Genomic DNA, 18,944 nt, shown 5'->3' on the forward strand with positions numbered 1-18,944 from the left:
CAAAGTCAATATCCCGCCATCAATATATTCTACTGAGATAGATGTAACCGAACAAACTCGCAGGGTCAACCGGAGCCTGCACAAGCTTTAGCCGGAATTTTTCCACGTCCGTCCAAGCTTGTTTGCATCTGGTTGTTTTTGCGAAAAAACCCTAACGTGGCGCCCTGCATGTTTTAGTAGCTCACGTTCCGTTTATCGGGCAAGCTGGGACTTCACAAAATCACCCGCCGGCCTCCCGGTCGGATGCCAAGGTTCAAATGGTCGTCAGATCCTGGACCATCTTGTCCCAAGACGGAATTTTGGGACAAAATTTCTTGGAGACAAAATTGAGAGACGCGGAAGCAACAGGCTTGAACATTGTTTCGGCCCAGGGTTCCGAGAGCGCACCGGCCGATCGTCAGGCACCAGATGGCACGAAGCGCGATGCGACGCGGCCCATGGAAGTGATCGTGCTGGACAATGGCCTGATCGGACGCGGTAGCCACTCTTATCATTTGGCCAAGGAAGTCATCCGATCGCTGTCTTCGCGCAATCTCCCCTATCGGCTCTTCGGCACTAAAGCGGTCGAGAAGCAGATCGTCGCCGAGACGGGTGCAATCCCGCATTTCGGCTGGTCGCTTTACGATCATTCGGGCCTGGTCGATATTCTAGGCTTCGTTCATCGCGCGACGGCATTCGGCGGCGATAAACCGACCTGGGGCCTATCCTGGACCGAACTCAAAATCGTGAATTTCCTCAATTGGCGATTTCAAAAGGATCTCGCAAGGCTGCCCGCCGACATCTGGAACCGCGATAATATCGTCGTCATTCCGGGCATATCGCAGAATCAGATCTTCGGACTTTTGAGCCATTTGAAGGCGCTGCCGCCGGATCAACGCCCCTCCGTGATCTGCCAATTGATGTTTCCGCCGAGTTGGACTCCTTGGAACGGCATATCGATCCATGGCGAGCGGCTTTATCGCGAAGCCTTCGATCGGGCCGCACCGCTGACCAATCAATGTCTCTTCTTCATGACGGACAATAACGTCCAGCATGATCTGTTTCTCAAGGAATTTGCCATCGAGACAGATTGGCTGCCGATTCCATTCGCTATCGGGACGCCGGCGGTGAAGACGCCTCCAGCCGAGAACGCGCCGATCAAACTCGGCTTCTTCGGCTATTCGAAAACCGAAAAAGGCTTTCATCTTCTGCCCGACACGATCGAGGCCTGCCGGCAGCAGCATCAGAATGTGGAATTCGTTATCCAGATCCAGCACGGCATGTGGGAGCGCAGCACGATCGAGACGGAACAGACACTGCGCAAGATGGAGGGCATCAAGCTTCTCGAAGGCGTCATGAGCAGCGACGATTATTATCGCGAAATGAACGAGGTCGATGTTCTGCTCTTGCCCTACGATCCCGCGGTTTACGGCTCGCGCGGTTCGGCGATTTATACGGAATCGGTCGCAGCCGGGCGTCCGGTCGTTGCAACGGCCATGACATCGATCGGTCAAAGCATCCTGCATGGCGACGCCGAAGGTGAAACCTTCGAGACTTACACGAGCGCAGGATTTGCGACTGCGATCCAAAGCCTGGTGTCGCGTTTTGCCGACTGCAAGACCCGCGCGATGCAGCGCGCCGCGTCTTTCGCGCAAAAACACAGCGGCGATTCCTATGTCGATGTCCTGCTTGAAACCCATGCCAAGCGGCATCAGGGATAGGCTCGGCTGAGGCGACCCGGGTTTGACATTTTCGCCGGCAAGACTTGCACAGCCGTAAAGAAGCGGCTTTATCTCCGGCGGAAGAACGGCTTTAAAGGCGCAATGGACGCGACCATCCGCAAATTTCTCTCATATTCATGCCACGCAGGCGGTTGCCAACAGATAAGGACATAGAGCGAAATGAGCGCTCCGAAAGTCGCATTGATCACCGGTGTCACCGGCCAGGATGGCGCTTATCTCGCCGAATTGCTGATCGCGAAGGGCTATATCGTTCACGGCGTGAAGCGGCGCGCGTCGCTTATCAATACCGATCGCGTCGATCATCTCTACCAGGATCCGCATACGCCCGATCTGCGTTTCTTTCTGCATTATGGCGATGTGACGGATTCGACCAATCTCATCCGCCTGATCCAGGAGGTGAAGCCCGACGAGATCTATAATCTCGCCGCACAAAGCCATGTGCTCGTCAGCTTCGAGACGCCGGAATATACGGCCAATGCCGACGGGCTCGGCACCTTGCGCCTATTGGAAGCCATCCGCATTCTCGGCATGGAGAAGACATGCCGCTTCTATCAGGCCTCGACCTCGGAACTCTACGGCAAGGTGCAGGCCGTGCCGCAGAACGAGACCACGCCTTTCTATCCGCGCTCGCCCTATGGCGTGGCGAAACTCTATGCCTATTGGATCACGGTCAATTACCGCGAGGCCTACGGCATGCATGCCTCGAACGGCATTTTGTTCAATCACGAAGGCCCGACGCGGGCGGAGACTTTCGTCACGCGCAAGATCACCCGGGCGGTGGCGGCGATCGAGTTGGGCCTGCAGGAGAAGCTCTTTCTCGGCAATCTCGATGCCAAGCGCGACTGGGGCCATGCGCGCGATTATGTCGAGGGCATGTGGCGCATCGTGCAGCAGGCGGAGCCGGACGATTATGTTCTGGCGACCGGCGAAACCCATTCGGTGCGCGAATTCACCGAGCTCGCCTTCAAGGAAGTCGGGCGCGAGATCGCCTGGAAGGGCGAAGGCGCCGATGAGCATGGCATCGACATGAAGAGCGGCAAAGTCGTCGTGGAGATCGACAAGCGCTATTTCCGGCCGACGGAGGTCGATCTTCTGATCGGCGATCCGACCAAGGCCTTTACCAAACTCGGCTGGAAACATCAGACAACATTCCAGGAGCTTGTCGCGGAAATGGTCGCCAATGATCTCGTCGTCATGAAAAAGCGCGGCTTCGCTTAATGCGCTCCGCCGCTTCCTTCGGCCTTTGTTATAACGCATCATCCCATCCGGAAACGCTGCATTTTTCAGGATCGTGATTTAAGGATCGAAGGGTGACGCACGATCTCAAATCCGAAACCATTCTGGTCACCGGCTCGGGCGGCGTGCTCGGCACCGCGCTTTTGCAAAGCCTGCGGCAGCGCGGCATCGAGAAGGTCTTCGCACCGGGCCGGGCTGACTGCGACCTTTTGAGCGAATCCGACGTCCGCCGTTTTTTCGCCACTGCGCGCCCGACGCTCGTGATCCATCTCGCTGGCTGGGTCGCCGGCGTCCAGGGCAATCTGAATTTTCCCGCAGATGCGCTCTATGCCAACGCCAGAATCAATTTGAACGTCATCGACGCCGCGCGCGAAACGGGCGTCAAAAAGATCATCTGCGCCGGCACCACCGCGATCTATTCGGATCAAGTGCCAAAGCCGATGCGCGAGGACGATCTTTGGCAGGGCGCTCCGCATGGATCGGAAGCCCCCTATGGTCACGCCAAGCGCTTCATGCTCGCGCAGCTCGAAGCCTATCGCCAGCAACATGGTATCGATTTCGCCTATCTGATCTGTACCAATCTCTATGGTCAAAACGACCGCTTCGATCAAAAGCATGGGCATGTCGTGCCATCGCTGATCGCGCGCTTTCACCAGGCCTGCGCGGACAAGAGTCCCGAAATTATGATTTGGGGCGACGGGACGCCGACACGGGACTTTCTTTATTCGGATGACGCAGCGGAAGGTTTCCTCGCGGCGGCGGAAAAGGGCAGCGGCATTTACAATCTTGCGACCGGCCGCAATCGGACGATCCGCCTGCTCGCCGAAACATTGAAAGAGGTCACCGGCTTTGCCGGAAAGATCGTGTGGGATACGTCGAAACCGCTCGGCCAGCTCGACCGCAGTTATGATGTCACGAGGCTGCAGGGCCTCGGCTGGAAGGCCAAGACGGAATTGCCGGAAGGATTGAAGGCGACATTCGATTGGTATGCCGCCAATCAGGATAAGATCCGGCGGTAGTATTTAATGGCCATCCACCAGCGGCGGTTCGAAGCGCAAGCCGAGATCCCAGGGGAAATAGATCCAGGTCTCCTGCGGCACTTCCGTCACGAATGTATCGACCAGCGGCTTGCCGGCGGGCTTGACGTAAAGCGTCGCCACATGGGCCGAGGGCAGGATCTGGCGCACAAGCTTCAGCGTCTCGCCCGTATCGGCGAGGTCGTCGATCACCAGCACTTTGGCGCCCACGGCGGCCGCGATGAAGGCCGGTGCGATCTCCTTGACGACCCGGCCATCGCCCTGAACCGTTTCAGCCACATAGCTCGCAACCGAAATCGTTTCGATGCAGCGCAGATCGAGTTCGCGCGCGACAATGGCCGCGGGCGTCAGGCCGCCGCGGGTGACGGCGACCAGACTCGAAAAAGGGCCGGCGGCGCGCAGCAGCGCCGCGAGCGCACGGGCATCGCGATGAAACTGGTCCCAGGAAATCGTCAGAGTGTTTTTTGCCGGCTGATCGGATGCCATAAGCATCACACCCGTTCGGCGTGCAAGCGCGACACGAATGTGCTGATGACGGCGACCGCTTCCGCCACCAAAGCACCGTCCTTGCCGCGCACGACGATCTGATTGTGGAATTTGCCGTCGACGACGGACGGATAGGACCCGATCGACAAGGCCGGGTTCGATATGGCAACGGCAGCCAGTTCGGCCGCGTAAGTGCCTTCCGGCAGATTGCCCACCTCGATCGTCTCGGCGATCGTCAAAGCGCCGGTCGAAAGGCGCGGTCCGACATCTTCGAGCATGGCCTGCACAACGGAGGGCACGCCCGCCATGACGATCACGTTTTCGATCCAAAAGCCCGGCGCTTTCGAGACCCTGTTCATAACGAGATCGGCGCCGCGCGGGATGCGTGCCATGCGGCGGCGCGCCTCGTTCAAATTTTCGGGCTTGATGAATTGCAGCAGAAGCTCGATGGCGCGCGGGTCCTCGTAAATCTCGACGCCGAAGGCGGCGGCCATCGCGTCGGCCGTGATATCGTCATGCGTCGGCCCGATGCCGCCGGTCGTAAACACATAATCATAGCGGGTGCGCAGCGCATTGACGGCCGCGACGATAGCCTCCGTCACGTCCGGGACGATCCGCACTTCGCGCAGATCAAGGCCAATATTCGTGCAAAAATCGGCGATTGCGCCGATATTTTTGTCCTTCGTGCGTCCCGACAGGATCTCGTCGCCTATGACGAGAGCCGCCGCGGTCACGATGGTCGCCGCCTGCGTCATGAATAGATCTCCGGACGTTTGCTAGCATAAAATAGTCCGGGATTCGACCCCTTCAAATTCAATACGATAGAGCCCAAGGCTGCTTAGGAAAGACGCATTTGCCGAAGTTGTGAATAGAGCTGATTCGGCTCAATCGGTCGTGCGCGAGGTCCAGGTCGCATAGGCGACGCCGGGCGCCTCTTCCAGAGCCGTCGTGATGGCGTCGAGTTCGCCGGCATCGACACTCGTAGGGGCAAGGGTCGCGATCAATTCGACCTCGTCTTCGCCGCGTTCGAGAACTTCTATCTCCCGGACCGGATAGGCCGCGGCATCGAGCTTTTCGACGAGCAGATCGCGCACATCGTCGCGCATCTCCTGATTCACCGTTACATGCACTTGATAGGTGGCTTCCGCCGCCTTCTCGTTGATCGGAATGCGCTCGATGAAATTGACGAGCGGCCGCAAGAACGTGTTGACGGCGAGAACGAACATAGTGAGCACGATGGCCTCCGCCACCCTGTCGGCCCCGGCGCATCCCCCGACCGCGGCGGAACACCAAACCGTCGCCGCTGTATTGAGGCCGCGCACATTCGTTCCTTCTTTGAGGATCACGCCTGCGCCCAGAAAGCCGACACCGGATACCACATAGGCCAAAACCTGCGTCGCGCCGGGATTGCCGTTGATGTCCATAGCCAGATCGACGAAGGCCGCCGCGCCGACCGCGATCAGGGCGTTGGTGCGTAAGCCCGCCGTGCGCTGGCGATATTGCCGCTCCGCGCCGATCACGGTGCCGAGCACGAAAGCCGAGGCCAGCGACACGAATGTGTCGGCCATGTCGCCCAGATGGAACGTCGCCAAGCTTTGCAAACCTCATCCTCGCCAGCCGCCGCGCGGTCACAGAGGAGGCGCGAATCGATAGCATTTCCGGTCAGCATGCACTTTCAAGGCTGGCCGGGAAACAGCGGTCCGATTATACAAGATTTGTAACAGTTATATTTTGAATCGAGCCCCTCTTGTCACACAGCTTGGCCCGCAAGCTCGCTCTCTGCGTCGAGCATTATCCCATCGCGGGCGCCTTCGTTATCGCCCGCGGCGCCAAGACGGAGGCCGTCGTGGTTGTCGCGGCAATCTCGCAAGGTGAAGCGAGGGGGCGCGGCGAATGCGTGCCTTATGCCCGCTATGGCGAAAGCGTCGAGAGCGTCATGGCCCAAATCGAAAGCCTTCGCGGTGCGATCGAAGACGGCCTCGAGCGGCAAGCGCTCCAGGCGCTTCTGCCGCCCGGCGCAGCGCGCAATGCGGTGGATTGCGCTTTATGGGATCTCGAAGCCAAGATCGCTGGCGTAGCCGCCTTTACCCTCGCCGGACTCGATAGGCTCTCGCCCGTCACGACGGCTTTCACCATATCGGTTGGTACCCCGGAAGCGATGGCGGCAGCAGCGCGCGCGGCAAGCCATCGCCCGCTGCTCAAAATCAAGCTCGCAGGCGACGGCGATCCCGCGCGCATCGCGGCGGTGCATGGCGCCGCGCCGGAGAGTGCCCTCATCGTCGATGCGAACGAGGCCTGGACGCCTGCCAATCTTGGACAAAATCTGGAGGCTTGTGCCAAAGCGGACGTGCGCCTCGTCGAACAACCTTTACCCGCGGACGACGATAGCGCACTCGAAAAAATCGAGCGCATCGTGCCAGTCTGCGCCGACGAAAGCGTGCATGACCGGCATGGGCTGGAGGCTTTGCGCGCGCGCTATGATGCGATCAATATCAAGCTCGACAAGACCGGCGGTCTCACCGAGGCGTTTCTGCTTGCCGACGCGGCGGAGGCTTTGGGCTTCGGCCTCATGATCGGCTGCATGGTGTCGACCTCGCTCGCCATGGCGCCGGCGCTTCTTCTGGCGCCTCGGGCAAGATTCGTCGATCTCGACGGGCCTTTGCTGCTTGCGCAGGACCGGCCGCATGGGCTGAAATATGAGGGCTCAATCCTCTATCCGCCGACAGCCGATTTATGGGGGTAAAGCATCATATTTCCGACGCGTCATGCGCGGGCTTGACCCGCGCATCCAGGCGCAAGTGCCAGGAATGAAACTATCTGTGCTTGGATGCCCGGCTCAAGGCCGGGCATGACAAACCTCCCTAGATCATGCGTCAAAATTTGAGCCTTTTGCGGATCGCGCCGCTCCACAGCGCAAAGACCAAGCCGCACCCTGCAAGACACGCCATTGCGAGATAGGCGCCCGTGCCGTATCGGCTCGTCAGCCAGCCGCAGGCCACCGTCGAAAGCGCCATCGAGAGCGCGGAGACGGTCGAATACCAGCCCTGCATCCGCGCGCGATGGTTTCGCCCCGCGAGACTGCCGATCAACAACACGGTGCCGAGGTACGTCGAGGCGAAACTGAACGCATGCATGGCCTGCAACGCGAGCACGACGGGCGCCGACGGATGCAGCGCCATCACGCTCCAGCGCAGCATGGCGCCGGCCGCGCCCAGCACCAGAAAACGCGCGGCATTCTTCGCGCCGCCGAGGTAGTGTTCGGCGGTGAAGAATAAAACGCATTCGGCCGCGACTCCGATCGCCCAAGCCACGCCGACGAAAGATGGCGAAAAGCCTTGCGCTTCCCAAAGCAAGGTGCCGAAAGAATAGATTTCGGCATGGCTCGCCTGCGTCAGGGACCCTGCCGCGATGCAGATGATCGCGAGCCGCAGATCCGCCGGATCTTCGGTCAGGCCGCCGGCGGCCTTCGGATCGAATCTGAATCTGCGCATGGTGAGTCCGGCCCAGGCGGCAGCACCCGCCGCCGCAAGCGCCAAACAGATCATGGCAAGGATGATCCGCTCGCCCGGAAAGACCGCGACGACCGCGCCGGATAAAAGCATCATCGTTAGCGCGCTCAGCGAAGCGCCCATACGCACACGGCCATAGCGCACCGGCGGCTGACGGGCTTTTTCAAGACGGCGGATTTCCGAAAGGCTCAGCGCGTCGGCCAGCGACGGCATCGTGCCTTGCGCCGAAATGGCGAGGAGCGCCCCCAGAAAAATCGGCACAAAGCCTCTGACGAAACCGAGCGCGGCATAGCCCGCAAACATCGCCGTGGCACAGACGGCGAGCGTCACGGCGATCCCGCGCTTGTCGGCGATAAAGGCAATTAAAGGCGTTGCGAGGACGCGCAAGACGAAGGGCGCGCCGGTAACGAGAGCGATCTCGCTGTCGTCCAACCCGGCTGCTGCGAGCCATACTGGAAAATAGGTGAGATAAAGCCCGATCGGCAGAAACAGCGCGGCGGAGAGAAAATAAAGCCGCCACGCGGCCCTGTTTCTGATCCGCAGCGCGGCGCGGCTCACCCACCTATCCAAGACGTGCTCTGACTGAAAACACGCTCATGAGTCGTTTGTTTGATCGCACTTCCGGGCGCAAACCGGTACCCACTTTTGCTGAAAACGCTTTCATTCCATGACGGCGGCTTTGAGAATGCACACCATCATGGCGGAGGCGGGCTCGCTCGAAACATTGCGGATCGTATGCGGCCGGTCGCAGCGATAGCGCAAGGTTTCCCCTGCCCTCGCGCGCTCGACCGTGCCCGCAACCTCGACCTCGATCTCGCCAAGGTTCACCGACAAGCATTCGACCGAACCGCGCTGATGCGCCTCTGAGTCCAAAACGCCGCCGGGGTCGGCCGAGAACTCATACCATTGCAGCCATTCGACCGTCTTGATCCAGCCGATGATCGCAAGCCTGCATTTGCCGTCGTCCGACATCAGAATCGGCGTATCGCCCTTCGAGCATTTTTCCAAAAAAGGCTCGTCTTCGGCGGCTTGCAAAACGCGCTCGATCGAGACATCGAGCGCATGCGCGAGCCGCCAGATCGTCGCCAAGGTGGGATTGGTCTCGTTGCGCTCGATCTGGCTGATGATCGATTTCGCAACGCCGGATTGTTCGGACAATTCCGACAGCGAAAGATTATAGGCCTTGCGCAGGCGCTGTACCGTCTTGCCGAGCTGACCGGATAGGGCGACCGCGCCTGCCTCAAGCGCCTTCGCCTTGTCGCGACCCTCTACGCCCATGCTCTGCTCTCAGGTGGGGAAAAACTGTTTGAGATAATAACCGATTTCGTTTGAAATATCGAACGGTTCTTGGCCGATTCAGGAAAAAAGCGCGAGTTTTTCGGCTAAAGAGAGCCGATCGAGCGCGGCAAGCGCCGCCAGACGCGGATCGTCCGTGCCTGGAACCTGCAACGGTGTCGCTCGCGGCAGCGAGGGGGCCGGAGGCGGCGCGGGTGGTGCGACAAGCTGCGTGGCAAGTGGCGGGACAAGTGGCGCTGCGAGTTTGGCCGCCTCCTTCATGGGCGCCTGCGGCGGTTCCCTCGACTGGTCCCGCGATGAATCTTGAGGCGCTTCCAGAGCGGGTTTGGCTTTCGCCGCGATGGGGCGCGGCGCTGCGGGCGGGGCCGGCATCGGCTCGGCACCCGGCGCTTTCGGCAGGCCGGCGATGGCGCGGGCCTGGGTATCGAGATCGTCGCAGAGATAGGCATCGGCGCCGCTCTCGCGCAGCTCCTCGATAATATCGGCGAGCCGCGTCGCGATCTCATCGGCACGCTGCGTCAAAAGCCGCAGGTGCGGCGAGACATCGGGTGGCGGCAAGGCGCGCTGGCTTATGACGACGGTCTCGAGCCGGCCGATGGCCGCGAGCATCTCTTGCACTTCCTCGACTCGGTTGCGCCGCGCATATTCGGTGAGGAACCAGCGGCCACGCACCGTCTCGACGACGGCCGCATGGATTGCGTCGTAATCTTCTTCAGTCATGCCTTCCGGCGGCGGAGTGGCAACCATCTCGTGCTCTGGCCTTACGGAGACGAATCATCACGCAGGAGTGTGCGGCATGGCGACAAGAAGGCAAGCCATCAGCCCTATATTCATCGCGCCTCTTTGGATTAAGCTGCGTGCAATACCAACCGCGCCGTTAAGATTAACGCTCAGCCGAAACAGCCATAGAGGCACCTTTGACACTTGGATCGCCGATGATGCCTATGCCGCGCTACGGGATGCCGAGCTCTCAAAGCGCCTTCTTCCGATCGACGGCTATTGCCATTCTCATCGGATTGGCGGCGCTCGTCGCGATCGTCGCGGCCACGCTATGGCTTGTCGGCGAGACCCACATCTATTCCGACAGTCTGGACCGCGCCCGCCAGCAGCGAGCGGCCGTGGCCGCTCTCCATATCCTCATCCTGCAGGCGGAAACGAGTCAGCGCGGCTATTTGCTGGCCGGCAATGAAAGCTATCTCGAGCCCTATGATTCAGCCGTCGCGAAGATCGGCCCGCAGCTCGATCGCGTCCGCTCGATGCTGACCGGCGCCGATGCCGCGCCGACGGCTGGCCGTCTTGTCGCCACCGTCGACGGCGTTCTCGCCAAGCTGAAGGAAACGATCGATCTTGCCCGGATCGACGGCCGCCGCGACGCAGCGATGGCGCTTTTCAGCAGCAATGACGAACGCGAGCTGATGGTGGATGAGCAAAAGGCCTTCCTGGATCTCGTCGCACAAGCCGACCACAACATCAGTCAGAGCGTGGAGCGGCAGCAAATTGCCATATCGCGGCTGCGCTTTGTGATTTTCGGCGGAGCACTCATCATTATTGCCGTCACGGTCGGAAACGCCTTTGTCGTCTTGCGCTACACAAGACGGCTCGCCACGGCCCAGCGCGAGGTCCAGGAGCTCAACGCCGGACTGGAAGAGCGCGTACGTGAGCGAACCTCCGATCTCGGCCGCGCCAATGAAGAGGTCCAGCGCTTTGCCTATATCGTGACGCATGACTTGCGGGCGCCGCTCGTCAACATCATGGGCTTCACAAGCGAATTGGAAACAAGCCTTGCGCCGGTCCAGGCCTTCATCGGGCGGGCAGACGAGACCAATGATCCCGTCGTCAAAAATGCACGCCTGGCGGCGCTCGAAGATCTTCCGGAAGCCATCGGCTTCATCCGGTCCTCGACGCGCAAGATGGACGGGCTGATCAATGCCATCCTTAAACTGTCCCGCGAGGGGCGCCGCACGTTAAAGCCAGAGCCTGTCGATCTCGGTACGCTGTTGCAGGCCGCCGTGGAAAGCGTCCGGCATCAAATCATCGATGCCGATGGTACGGTTACGATCGAAGGCAAGGTTAATCCCATTATTTCGGATAAGCTGGCGCTCGATCAAATTTTTGGTAATCTTCTGGACAATGCGGTGAAATACCGCGACCCGGCCCGGCCGCTGTCTATCAAAATCCGCATCGGCAAAGAGTATGGGCGGACCATATCCGTCGCCATAGAAGACAATGGACGCGGCATCGCCAAACAGGATCACGAACGCGTCTTCGAGCTTTTCCGCCGCTCAGGCGTGCAAAACCAGCGCGGCGAAGGTATCGGCCTTGCCCATGTCCGCGCCATGGTCCGGAATTTGGGCGGCGACATTACGCTTTCATCCGAACTGGGATATGGAACGACATTCAAGGTCATTCTTCCGAAAGATTTACGCACAGTAACCGGAGCGGACTGACGTGAGCGAAAATGCAAAGCCAGTGAAAATCGTCATGATCGAGGATGATGAGGGCCATGCGCGTCTGATCGAAAAAAACATCAGGCGTGCCGGTGTCAGCAATGAGATCATCCCATTCACGAACGGAACCGATGCGCTCGGCTTTCTCTTCGGCGGAAGCCATCCGGAAAAAGGCAGCCATCTTCTCGTTCTTCTCGATTTGAATCTGCCGGACATGACCGGCATCTCTATTCTTGAGAGGATCAAATCCGACGCTGCGACGCGGAGGCTGCCCGTCGTCGTGCTGACGACGACGGATGACGCGCGCGAAATCCAACGCTGTTACGATCTCGGCGCCAATGTCTATATTACCAAGCCGGTCGATTACGAAGGCTTCGCCAATGCCATCCGTCAGCTCGGTCTCTTCTTTACCGTCATGCAGGTTCCGGAAGCCAATTGATCTATGCCGCCCTCGCCCGTCTCCGTTCTTTATGTCGATGATGATCCGGGCTTGACCCGCCTGATCCAGAGGACGCTCGGCCGGCGTGGTTATAGCGTGGAAATCGCCTCTACAACGGAAGAAGGGCTCGAGCGGATCGCGAAAGGCGGCGTCGATGTCGTCGCGCTCGACCATTTTCTGCCGACCGGCACGGGTCTCGATTTTCTGGCGGCGATGCGCGGCCTCACTGCACTGCCCGCCGTCGTCTATGTCACGGGCACCGACGAAACGGCCGTGGCGATCGCAGCGCTCAAGGCCGGCGCTTCAGATTATGTCTTAAAAACCGTCGGCGAAGAATTTTTCGAGCTTCTTGGAACCGCCATCGATCAGGCCGTCGAGAAGGTGCGCCTGGAACGCGAACGCGACCGCGCCTTGGAAGACATGCGGCAAGCACGCGACCGCGCCGAGATCCTGCTCAATGAAGTCAATCATCGCGTCGCTAACAGCCTCTCCCTGATTGCCGGACTCGTCCGGATGCAGGCGCGCACGCATGACGATCCATCCGTCAAATCCGCGTTGGAAGAAGTGCAATCGCGGATTTCCGCCATCGCCGGCGTGCATCGGCGCCTCTATACGTCGGAGGATGTCCGCTACGTCGAACTTTCGGGCTATCTTGGAAGCCTTCTCGAAGAATTGGGCGCGACGCTCAAGGCCACAGGACACGCCTCCAAGGTTCGGTTCACCGCCGATCCCATCACCGTCCAGACCGACAAAGCCATCTGGATCGGCATCGTCATTACGGAACTCGTCACAAACGCATTCAAATATGCCTATCCCGAAATGGAGCCGGGCGAGATCCGCGTGCAGTTCCGCGAAGTGGGTCCGCGCCGCGTGCATCTGTCGGTCGAAGACGATGGGATCGGGTGGAAAGGCGAAGGCCCCGCGAAGGGTACGGGCCTCGGCAGCCGCATTGTGAGCACAACGGCGCGAAGCCTCGGCTCTTCCGTCGCCTATGAGGGCACGGGAGGCTGCCGCGTCAGCCTCGAATTCGAGCTGTAATCGGCGCACCTCGTCGCGGCAAAAATCTCTCACTCCGCCGCTGTGACAGACGCTCCCAGGCTCTGAATGATCTGGCCAAGCAGAAAATTCTGTTCTGGATTATGCACGAGCCCATCGGCCGATTGGGCATTGGATTGCACATGCGCATAAAAGGTCCTGAGCCAGCGCAAGACGAAATCCTGCTGCACCGCCACGGGCTCCATGCCGATGCCGCTCGCATCATAGGCCACCGGCATTTCCGGCGGCTCCGCGCCGAGCGTGGCGACAAAGCGATTGATGTGGCGTTCAGCGACGATCGTTGCTTTGGCCGCGCCCTGCTCAGCCGTCTCGATATGAGAGATCGCATTGAGCGATGTGCAGATCGCGTCTTCGAGGCGCAGCCGGCGCGAGGTCGCGAGCACTTCGGTTGCAACCTCGCGCAAAGAGGTGCGTGAGACGCCGATTTCGCTCACGAAGAAACTATCCTCGACCGTCTCGTGCAAGGACCGCGACCAGACCTGCAGCGCATGACGCGCCAGAATATCGCGGCGGTTGGGCCGCGGCGCGGGCGGCGGCGGGGGCGCGGAAGACCGCCCCCCGGCACCGCCCTTTACAGCGTCGAGAATGCTGCTGCGCTTTTTCGGCGCCGCCTGTTCCAATTGTCCGGCATCTGCCTCTTCCGTCAGGCCGCGCGTGCGGGCTTCATAAAGCGCATCGGCGAGCCTTTCGCGATCGAGGCACATGCCGCGCAGGAACGTTCCGAATTTTTGCCGCTCTATACATTCTTCGAATTCGGAGATCACCTGTTCCGCCATCGCCGTGCGCTCAGCTACGCGCTGCGCGGAATCGGTCGGAATGAAATAGGGGCTCAAGGCCTGCATGAGATGCGTGCGCAAGTCGCCAAGCCGCGCTTTGACCTGCGCCTGCTTCATACCCGGCTGACAGACGTGGGCGAGATTTTCGGCGAGATAGGAAATGCCACCGTCATTCAGCCGCATCACCTCGTCGAAAGCCCGCAACGGATCGCGGAAATGCGCATTGACCTCCGGCACTTTCGTATAGGCCTCGCGCAGCTCGGCGATGCGCGGGACCTTTTGCGGCAGAACGCTCATTTCCGTGCGGCCGGAATAGCGGATGACGCCTTCGGCCTTATAATTGGGATTGCGGATCCAATAGCAATTCTTGAACGGCGCGTCGGGCGTCCATTTCAAGGGCCAGGCCGTCGGCACTTTCGCAAAAGGCTTCAACAGCGAGGCTTCAAGACGCGTCTGAAAGCGCAATCCCGGATCGGTGCCCTCGTCGCTGACCTTTTCCGACAAATGCTGATCGAACATGGTCATCAAGAAGAACAATAGCACCGGACGCCCGACGCGTTCTTCGGGCGTGCGTCCATGCGTGACGCCGATCCATTCCTCGATCACGCTCGGCAATGTCGTCACATCGAGATTGCTCGGCCGCAGGCAGAGCAGCATGCTCGTCAATTCCTGCTCCGCCGTATAGCGCTGAAAGAGATAATCGACCTTGCCACGCAGGAACAATTCTTTGAGCGCCGTGCCTTTGGCCTCGGCCAGGAATTTCGCAAGCCTATGTGGCGTGCGGTTGCGATAGCCGGGAAAATCGAGAAGGTCCGTATGTTCGAAGAAGGGCCAGGGGCTTTCCTTCAAGACCATTCGCAATTCGGCGGCAAGCGCGGTCAAGACCGGCCGCGGCAATTGCACCGTCGAATGATCCGGGCACATGATCGTCAGCTTGTCGGCATTGGGATCGTCGATACCAGCCAAAGTCTCGACATTCAAAATGCCATGCGTCGCCGGGATCAAGGCATCGAGCGGACAAAAGGCTTCTTCGGCGAAATCCATCTTTTCGAGCGCGCCGACAAGCGTCAGATAAAGTCCGGTCAAAGGCTCATGACGGCCCCAGAAGATCGAAAACAGTTCGGCACGCTCCCGCAGGCCGAGGCGCGGCGCGGCTTTGGCAACGCGATCCCAGAACGGTGCGAAGACGCGGGTTTCCGTGCGCCTGATCTGGGTCAGAAAATATTCCTCTATATCCCAAATGTCTTCTTCGCGCAGCGTATCGACATAGGAGCCGGATAACCGCGTTTCGAATTTGGCGATATGCTGATCGATGTCTTCGGGTGAGAGGATCGTCTCGTCTTGAAGATCGGTGTCGAAGAAATAGGAGTTCGCGAGAATCTTGAAAATATCGGTCTGCGTCAAAAGCCGCAGCGCCACCGGATAGCCGGGCGGCGTCTGGGTTTTATGGATCGAAAAGCGCGTGACGAGACCGGTCGCTTCCTTGTCGCCATAAGGATTGATCTCCTTGATGAAGTCGATCTCCGGCCGCGCCGGATCGGCAAAGAGCGCCGTCAATGTCTCGCCTTTGCGAGCCAGCACGGAAACGAGGTAGGATTTGCCCGCTTGGCTCGGCCCGAACACGCCGATGCACATCGGGCGCTCGACGGAACGCGCCAGCCTCTTTGCCTGATAGGCGTGGTTGCGCAGATTGCGCTCGAGATAGGCGCGGTCCTGTCCGATGCGCGGATCGTTCTTCGGATCCGAGATCCAATCCAAAGCCTGTTGCGCCGCGAGCGCGGTAGATTCGCAAGCTTTGACGAGCGTGGCCTCGTTCATGATCTTACACTCCGATTCAGATGACGTTCAAAATTCCGCTATCGAGCCAATAGACTTCTTCATTTGCCAAAGTATCGAGAAAGAGCCCGAAGGAGCGCGTGACATTGGCGCCGTCCCGAGCGGTCGCCTCGACAATGCGTATTTCTTCCTTCTGCGCCTCGGCAGCCGAGAAATTGCGGTTGTCGTAATCGAGAAGCTCTTCCGGCAATTCGCGTTCGAGCACGATCGTCACCGGCTTTTGGATCGCCTGCAGCGATGAACTGCCGACCGGCTTGATGCGATACATCGGGGTTGCGATCCAGCGCTCCAGCGGCAATTGCCGGAAACCGAGGGGCATGGGAGCGAACCAATCGACCTGCGCGGTTTGCGGCGTTTTCGTCGAGGCATTCGTCATATTGGAGAAAAGAACATTTTGCTCGCGCATCTTGCCGTCGCGCTCGAGCACCCCGATGAAATTGGCGGTCGAGCGCATCGTGATGCGATCGGCATAAAGCGTGAAATTGGTGATCTGCGCTTCCGCCAAGGCGCAGAGCATGCCGCCGACGACGGTGGCGGTTTTCGGATCTTCGATTCGAAACCGCGATTGTCCGCCGAACGGATACCAGTTGCCGGCCGGATAATTCGACAAAGGGATCACGCGGTCGGGCGACACCGCGAGCTTGTTGATGAAGAGATCGATGGTCGCAGGCAGCCGCGACGGCCGCCCTGAGAGAAGCACGATATCGCAATCGAAATGATGCACAGCTTCGGCGATATTCTCGAAGACCTCGCCAAGCGCACCTTCGACCGCCCCGCGGATGCGGTCGAAATCCAGCGTGACATCGACATTGGCCAGACGAAAATCCTTTGCGCCCCAGGACGCCGCGGTCTTATCGACATAGTCGATGATCCGCCCGCCAAGCGAGGCATTGATGAGGTCGGAGAGTTTACGCGTTTCCGGCAGGCTGCCCGCGGGGGCCTGTTCGTAGATCGAGAGCAGCGCGAGGCCCGCGGGCTTTAAAACCCGCAGCACGAATTGGCGACGGAAATGCTTGTCTTGCTGCGCCATATTCGCGCGATCGGCACCGAAGCGGTCGACGAGAAATTCGCGCGCGGTGGCAAGGCCGCAAGCCCGCAAATGCTCGGCGATCGCAGGCAAGACGACTTGCTGGATCACTTCGCGCAACACATCCTCGCCGGCGATGCGAAAACCCTCACGGAAGGTCTGGCTCGGCACGATGGCGCGATTGGCCTCGGCATAATAAGTGGCGATCATCAGATCGGTCGTACCGCCGCCGACATCTATGCTGGCGATGCGGATCGACGGCTGTGGCGTGCCATGTGGGGGGCTCTGCGCCTCGGCATAAGCACGCGGCTTGCCGACAAGCTCCAAAAAGTCCGTGATGGCGCCGCCGAACTTATGCGCGATCTCGCTATAGAGATAGACGAATTGCGCGCAGCTAGCCTCGTCCCAGGCAGCATGAACTTCGGGAACCAGAACGCCCGGCGGTGGATTTTCCGCCCAGCCCATCAGATCCCAGACGAGTTTGACGCCCGCCTGCGCGCGGCTGCGCAATAATCTTTGTTCGCGCACCGGCATCGCCGTCGGCAATGTGAAGATGATTCGGCGCAGGCGGCGCGGCGTGTCCTTCTCGCCGCGGCTGCCGCGCACTTGCGGGCTGTTGATGAGCGAAAGCGTCTGCATGAGAATTTCGGCGACGAGCAGCGTGAAAAACGACGAACGCGAGAAGGTGAGACGCACCGCCGGCTTTTCGAGTTCGGTGCGGTCGACCGCCGACGCCAAGCGATCGTAGAAACGCCGCTCGTCCAGAAGCTGACGCAAGACATCGCCGCGAAAATTCATGAAGCGCCGCGCGGCGAGATAGATCGTAGGCGGCGCGCCGTCGGCGCCATAGTCGCCCGGCTGAAACCGCCATTCCTGATTGACCGGCTCGACATCGCACAAATAGCGTTTCGGGCTCGACATGCCGCTCGTGCCTTCTGTCCCGTCGCCGCGCTCGCGATAGCGCGCCGCTTCCGGACCGACACGCACGAGGCTCGGCCAGAAGAAGGCGCGCGTGCGGCTCGACGCCCGCGACAGATGCTCCTTGCCGAATTGCGCCTGGACAAGCTGCACATCGCTTTCGAAAGGCTCTTTATAAAGCTGATGCGGTTCTTCGAGATCGCGCAATTGCAGAATGAACGAATTGCCGAGATCGATCTTCTGCTGGTTCGGAAAATTCTCGATCAGCATGCCGCATGTGCGGCTATTGCCTATGTCGAGAACGAGATCCACATTGACCGGCTTGACCGTCGGCTCGCTCGACACCGTATCGATCAGTTTGATGCGCGGAACCGGGACAAAAGCATCGAGCAATTGGATGAAGGCGACATAACGCGCCGCATGTTCGAGCGTCTCGCGATCTTCCGGCCGCAGCGCGCGGCCACCCCTTTGCGCGGTCTTGAAGGCGATGAAGAGTTCGTCCACCCAGCGGTCGACCCATTCCTGATAATCGATCTGATCGGCTCCGATCGTGCGCGGATCGGAGAGAAAGGCCGCGATGTCACGGAAGAGATAGGCAAGCGCGAATTCCTGTTCGGCGAAAGCATCCTGCGGGCTCGGAGCGACATAGGCCCGATTGGGCCGCCGCTCCAAAAGTTCCGTATCGAATGCGAAGACGGCGCGATGCGTGGCGCCCGATTCTTGCGGCTGCTCGATCGGCGAGACGCGGACACGGCACCAATTGGTCGGGCCTTGATGGAAAAGATCGCGTCCCCACGCATCGCGGCGCGGCTGAACGGCGAGGAAAGGCACAGGCACCCATTGCGAGAGAAAAGGCTCCAAGGCCTTTTGTTTCGAAAGATCGTAAGCGGCATCCGAGCCTTGGGCTTTGAATAGCGGCTCCGCGTCGAAATCGTCGTCGTTCCAGCCGGGACGCAATTCCACCGGATAGGTGCCGTCCGGTCCCATCTGCTCGACTCTCTTATGTTCGATGAAGGGGCGCGAAAAGCGTGGTCCCTCGTCCAGATTGAACTCGAGAGCGAGAAACTGGATTCCGGAATGCGGAACGATTCGGATAATCTCGGCGTTGGCACGGCTCGTCATATTTAGCCTCTTGCTCAGAGATAACTTGTCTGATCGGA

15 protein-coding genes are annotated in these 18,944 nt (G+C 59.9%); 7 read left to right on the plus strand and 8 right to left on the minus strand.

Annotation, left to right across the window (positions count from 1 at the left end; translation table 11 throughout):
• Positions 1–326: 326 nt before the first annotated feature.
• The 3 genes from A3OQ_RS0117850 (at position 327) to A3OQ_RS0117860 (ending at position 3,976) form a co-directional block, all read left to right on the plus strand.
• Complete coding sequence (locus A3OQ_RS0117850; protein ID WP_161607354.1) at positions 327–1,700, plus strand: glycosyltransferase; 1,374 nt, start codon at positions 327–329, stop codon at positions 1,698–1,700.
• Between the two features lie 180 nt (positions 1,701–1,880).
• On the plus strand, positions 1,881–2,939 hold the full coding sequence (gmd, locus tag A3OQ_RS0117855) for a GDP-mannose 4,6-dehydratase (RefSeq protein WP_020175437.1): 1,059 nt from the start codon (positions 1,881–1,883) through the stop codon (positions 2,937–2,939).
• A gap of 92 nt (positions 2,940–3,031) precedes the next feature.
• Complete coding sequence (locus A3OQ_RS0117860; RefSeq protein WP_020176799.1) at positions 3,032–3,976, plus strand: GDP-L-fucose synthase family protein; 945 nt, start codon at positions 3,032–3,034, stop codon at positions 3,974–3,976.
• A 3-nt stretch (positions 3,977–3,979) separates the two neighbouring features.
• Here A3OQ_RS0117860 and gpt read toward each other — a convergent pair whose 3' ends face one another.
• The 3 genes from gpt to A3OQ_RS0117875 all read right to left on the minus strand — a co-directional run bounded on the left by gpt (position 3,980) and on the right by A3OQ_RS0117875 (position 6,081).
• Complete coding sequence (gene gpt / locus A3OQ_RS0117865) at positions 3,980–4,486, minus strand: xanthine phosphoribosyltransferase (RefSeq protein WP_020176800.1); 507 nt, start codon at positions 4,484–4,486, stop codon at positions 3,980–3,982.
• On the minus strand, positions 4,486–5,235 hold the full coding sequence (locus tag A3OQ_RS0117870; protein ID WP_020176801.1) for a competence/damage-inducible protein A: 750 nt from the start codon (positions 5,233–5,235) through the stop codon (positions 4,486–4,488). Before A3OQ_RS0117870 ends, gpt begins: the two co-directional genes overlap by 1 nt.
• Positions 5,236–5,364: 129 nt before the next feature.
• A complete protein-coding gene (locus A3OQ_RS0117875) occupies positions 5,365–6,081 on the minus strand; it encodes an MgtC/SapB family protein (RefSeq protein WP_020176802.1) in 717 nt (238 codons plus the stop codon).
• Positions 6,082–6,239: 158 nt separating this feature from the next.
• On the opposite strand from A3OQ_RS0117875, the gene dgcA reads away from it, so the two are divergent.
• Positions 6,240–7,223 (plus strand): N-acetyl-D-Glu racemase DgcA, encoded by a 984-nt coding sequence (dgcA, locus tag A3OQ_RS0117880; protein WP_020176803.1) that lies wholly within the window; start codon positions 6,240–6,242, stop codon positions 7,221–7,223.
• 130 nt (positions 7,224–7,353) lie between these two features.
• Here the strand turns inward: dgcA and A3OQ_RS0117885 are convergent, their stop codons facing one another.
• From A3OQ_RS0117885 to A3OQ_RS0117895, 3 genes are all read right to left on the minus strand, one after another.
• Positions 7,354–8,547 (minus strand): MFS transporter, encoded by a 1,194-nt coding sequence (locus A3OQ_RS0117885; protein WP_020176804.1) that lies wholly within the window; start codon positions 8,545–8,547, stop codon positions 7,354–7,356.
• 102 nt (positions 8,548–8,649) lie between these two features.
• Positions 8,650–9,267: a helix-turn-helix domain-containing protein gene (locus A3OQ_RS0117890; protein ID WP_020176805.1), complete on the minus strand. Its 618-nt coding sequence runs from the start codon at positions 9,265–9,267 to the stop codon at positions 8,650–8,652.
• A 78-nt stretch (positions 9,268–9,345) separates the two neighbouring features.
• Positions 9,346–10,032, minus strand: a complete 687-nt coding sequence (locus A3OQ_RS0117895; protein ID WP_020176806.1) for a hypothetical protein — start codon at positions 10,030–10,032, stop codon at positions 9,346–9,348.
• 188 nt (positions 10,033–10,220) lie between these two features.
• On the opposite strand from A3OQ_RS0117895, the gene A3OQ_RS0117900 reads away from it, so the two are divergent.
• The 3 genes from A3OQ_RS0117900 to A3OQ_RS0117910 are packed head-to-tail and all read left to right on the plus strand — an operon-like array spanning position 10,221 to position 13,209.
• Positions 10,221–11,732, plus strand: coding sequence for a sensor histidine kinase (locus A3OQ_RS0117900; protein ID WP_020176807.1), 1,512 nt, complete (start codon positions 10,221–10,223; stop codon positions 11,730–11,732).
• Between the two features lie 34 nt (positions 11,733–11,766).
• A complete protein-coding gene (locus tag A3OQ_RS0117905) occupies positions 11,767–12,171 on the plus strand; it encodes a response regulator (protein ID WP_040581397.1) in 405 nt (134 codons plus the stop codon).
• A gap of 3 nt (positions 12,172–12,174) precedes the next feature.
• Positions 12,175–13,209 carry a histidine kinase dimerization/phosphoacceptor domain -containing protein gene (locus A3OQ_RS0117910; protein WP_020176809.1) on the plus strand — a complete coding sequence of 345 codons (1,035 nt, stop codon included), beginning with the start codon at positions 12,175–12,177 and terminating at the stop codon, positions 13,207–13,209.
• A gap of 29 nt (positions 13,210–13,238) precedes the next feature.
• Here A3OQ_RS0117910 and A3OQ_RS23760 read toward each other — a convergent pair whose 3' ends face one another.
• Both A3OQ_RS23760 and A3OQ_RS0117920 read right to left on the minus strand, forming a co-directional pair.
• Entirely contained in the window at positions 13,239–15,821 is a 2,583-nt protein-coding gene (locus A3OQ_RS23760; protein WP_020176810.1) for a virulence factor SrfC family protein, read from the minus strand.
• Positions 15,822–15,837: 16 nt separating this feature from the next.
• A complete protein-coding gene (locus A3OQ_RS0117920) occupies positions 15,838–18,906 on the minus strand; it encodes a virulence factor SrfB (RefSeq protein WP_020176811.1) in 3,069 nt (1,022 codons plus the stop codon).
• Positions 18,907–18,944: the final 38 nt, after the last annotated feature.

The organism is Methyloferula stellata AR4 (assembly GCF_000385335.1).
Lineage (GTDB): Bacteria > Pseudomonadota > Alphaproteobacteria > Rhizobiales > Beijerinckiaceae > Methyloferula > Methyloferula stellata.

Coding starts and splice junctions, on each gene's coding strand:
- A3OQ_RS0117920 (WP_020176811.1), bottom strand. CDS start 18,906: ATGACGAGCCGTGCCAACGCCGAGATTATCCGAATCGTTCCGCATTCC.
- gpt (WP_020176800.1), bottom strand. CDS start 4,486: ATGCTTATGGCATCCGATCAGCCGGCAAAAAACACTCTGACGATTTCC.
- A3OQ_RS0117900 (WP_020176807.1), top strand. CDS start 10,221: ATGATGCCTATGCCGCGCTACGGGATGCCGAGCTCTCAAAGCGCCTTC.
- A3OQ_RS0117895 (WP_020176806.1), bottom strand. CDS start 10,032: ATGGTTGCCACTCCGCCGCCGGAAGGCATGACTGAAGAAGATTACGAC.
- A3OQ_RS0117910 (WP_020176809.1), top strand. CDS start 12,175: ATGCCGCCCTCGCCCGTCTCCGTTCTTTATGTCGATGATGATCCGGGC.
- A3OQ_RS0117905 (WP_040581397.1), top strand. CDS start 11,767: ATGATCGAGGATGATGAGGGCCATGCGCGTCTGATCGAAAAAAACATC.
- gmd (WP_020175437.1), top strand. CDS start 1,881: ATGAGCGCTCCGAAAGTCGCATTGATCACCGGTGTCACCGGCCAGGAT.
- A3OQ_RS0117890 (WP_020176805.1), bottom strand. CDS start 9,267: ATGGGCGTAGAGGGTCGCGACAAGGCGAAGGCGCTTGAGGCAGGCGCG.
- A3OQ_RS23760 (WP_020176810.1), bottom strand. CDS start 15,821: ATGAACGAGGCCACGCTCGTCAAAGCTTGCGAATCTACCGCGCTCGCG.
- A3OQ_RS0117870 (WP_020176801.1), bottom strand. CDS start 5,235: ATGACGCAGGCGGCGACCATCGTGACCGCGGCGGCTCTCGTCATAGGC.